This is a genomic window from Synechococcus sp. R6-10 (genome assembly GCF_047461815.1).
GTDB lineage: Bacteria > Cyanobacteriota > Cyanobacteriia > Thermostichales > Thermostichaceae > Thermostichus.
In genome coordinates, this window is the sequence record NZ_JANSHW010000579.1 from 1 (window position 1) to 2,425 (window position 2,425).

Genomic DNA, 2,425 nt, shown 5'->3' on the forward strand with positions numbered 1-2,425 from the left:
ACAGAGATAGGCAGGATGCGATCGCTTCTTTCCTGAACCATGTTCAGGAGAGTTCAGCGTGAATGTATCAGCTCCATCAAGACAATCCAGACGAGCAAGACGGGCCTGCACAGAGTACCCTCTGCAGGCTTTTTTGTGGGCCTGGGCCGCGCGGCTGTACGTCCCCAGCAGGGATCCCTCCCCATCACGTAGCTTTTTTTGCTTTTTTGCGGCAACTCAGCGGAGGGCAAAGCAGGCTAAAGTGTCGGCATCCTGGCGTCTTGTGGAGAATCCTCGATGTTGTCCACCCAACTCCTCCTCCCCGGAGTGGCAGCTCTGCTCGGCTTCGGGTTTGCTCCAGCCGTCCTGGCTCAGACTTCCCACACCCAGCAGATGGCGATCCTGAACGGCAACGCCACCACCCTGCAAAGCAACGTCCTGCAAAACACCGTCCTGATCCTGCCCAACGTTCCCCCACAACAGTACGCCGACAGTTGGGGCTGGAGGAGCAGCCGCTCTTTGCCTCCCACTCCTGCTCCCATCACCGTCGTCATCCTCAACTCCCAAGTCAACCTAGCTGCCGAGGAAGTCGAGCCGAGGTCTTGCGGCCAGCGCTGTAGGGGATCCCTGCGCCTGCCTTGAGCGGGGGAGGCTGCTTTTTGCACTCCAGACTGCCCAAGTCCGCAATCCGGTTCGCGGCCACGCTCGGATCTGGGTGGATGGGGATTGATATAATCCAGGGCAATTGTCCGCTGCTGGGCGGCAGAGGGTTTTAACGCAAGCTTGGCCCGGCTCTGCAATCTTGCTTTTTGGTGTGCGAGGGATCCCTATGAATCGTTCCAGGCAACTTCGCCCTTGGCTAACTTCAGCGCTCACCCGCGGGATGGTGCTCTGCACCGCTTTTGCGTTTGCTGAAGCGTCCCGTAGCGCTCTGCTGATGGGATCCCCGGCTTGGGCGCAATCGGTTCCTCAGCCCGGCACCCTCGACCTGCGCACCGGTGGCGACACCCCCGCCCAGCCCTCCCCCACCCCACCCCCCACTGCCGGCGAGCCAGAAGTGTTGGTAGCGGAGGTAGTGGTTGAGGGCACTGAAGATCCGGAGCTGATCAACCGGGTTTACAGCGTCATCCGCACCCGCGCCGGCGAGGTTTCCACCCGATCCCAGTTGCGGGAAGACATCAATGCCGTGTTTGCCACCGGATTGTTTGCCGATGTGCGGGCAGTGCCTTCCGATACGCCTTTGGGGGTGCGGGTCACCTTTGAGGTCAAGCCCAACCCAATCCTGAAAGCCGTGCGCACGGAAGGGGCGAACGTTTTGGATCCGGAAGTGCTGCGGGCCGCCTTTGCCGACCAGGAAGGGCGGGTGCTCAACTTCGGCGAGCTGCAACTGGCTGTGGCCGAGATCGAGCAGTGGTACGCCGATAAGGGTTACGTGCTGGCCAAAGTGACGGATGTGCGCTCCTCTGAAGACGGCACCATCACCCTGGAAATCGCCGAAGGGGTGATCGAGGATATTCGCGTTCAGGGCAACACCAAAACCCGTGACTTCATCATCACCCGCGAGTTGAAGTCCAAGCCGGGGGATGTGTTTAACCGCAACCAAATCCAGGAAGACCTGCAGGCGGTTTTTAATCTCAACCTGTTTCAAGATGTGAATGTGGGGCTCAACCCCGGCCAGGATCCCGACAAGGTGGTGGTGGTGGTGAACGTGGAAGAACGTCGCACCGGTACCTTGGGCGGCACCATCGGCGTTAGCTCCGCCACAGGGGTCTTCGCCGGCCTCAACGTCTCCGAACAAAACTTGGGCGGCAACAACCAAAGTGCCAGCTTCAACGTGCAGGTGGGCACCAACGAAACCCTCTTCGACTTAAACTTCACCGACCCGCGGATTGCCACGCTGGACATTCCCACCTCCTACAACGTCAACATCTCCAACCAGCAGAGCTCCAGCTTTGTCTTTAATGAGGGATTCACCCTGCCCAATGGGGATCCCGTGCGCATCAACCGTCTTGGTGGCGGGGTGACTTTCTCTCGCCCGATTGGGGGCAATTGGCGGGCCAGCTTGGGCACCCGCATCCAATTTGTAGAAGCTCGCAACAGCAACGGGGAGCAGCAGCGCTTCGATGTGCTGGGCAACCCGATTACCTTCAGCGAGAGCGGCCAAGACAGCTACACCACCCTGCGCCTCGGCCTCATCAACGACGCCCGCGACAACCCCAACAGCCCCAGCCAGGGATCGGTCTTTCGCATCTCCACAGAACAGTCGGTACGTCTGTTTCAAAATGGCTTGAATGCCAACCGCCTCGAGGCCGGCTACAGCCAGTTCATTCCCGTCAACCTGTTTGAAACCCGCAGCGAGCGACCGCAGGTATTGGCCTTTGATGTGCGAGCAGGCACGACCATCGGCGACTTGGCTCCCTACGATGCTTTTGCCATTGGTGGCGGC

2 protein-coding genes are annotated in these 2,425 nt (G+C 60.0%); both read left to right on the plus strand.

Annotation, left to right across the window (positions count from 1 at the left end; all coding sequences use genetic code 11):
• The first annotated feature begins 276 nt into the window (after positions 1–276).
• A complete protein-coding gene (locus tag NW837_RS14070) occupies positions 277–621 on the plus strand; it encodes a hypothetical protein (protein WP_011432412.1) in 345 nt (114 codons plus the stop codon).
• A 187-nt stretch (positions 622–808) separates the two neighbouring features.
• The coding region (locus tag NW837_RS14075) for a BamA/TamA family outer membrane protein (protein WP_414332220.1) at positions 809–2,425 on the plus strand (1,617 nt) is incomplete at its 3' end.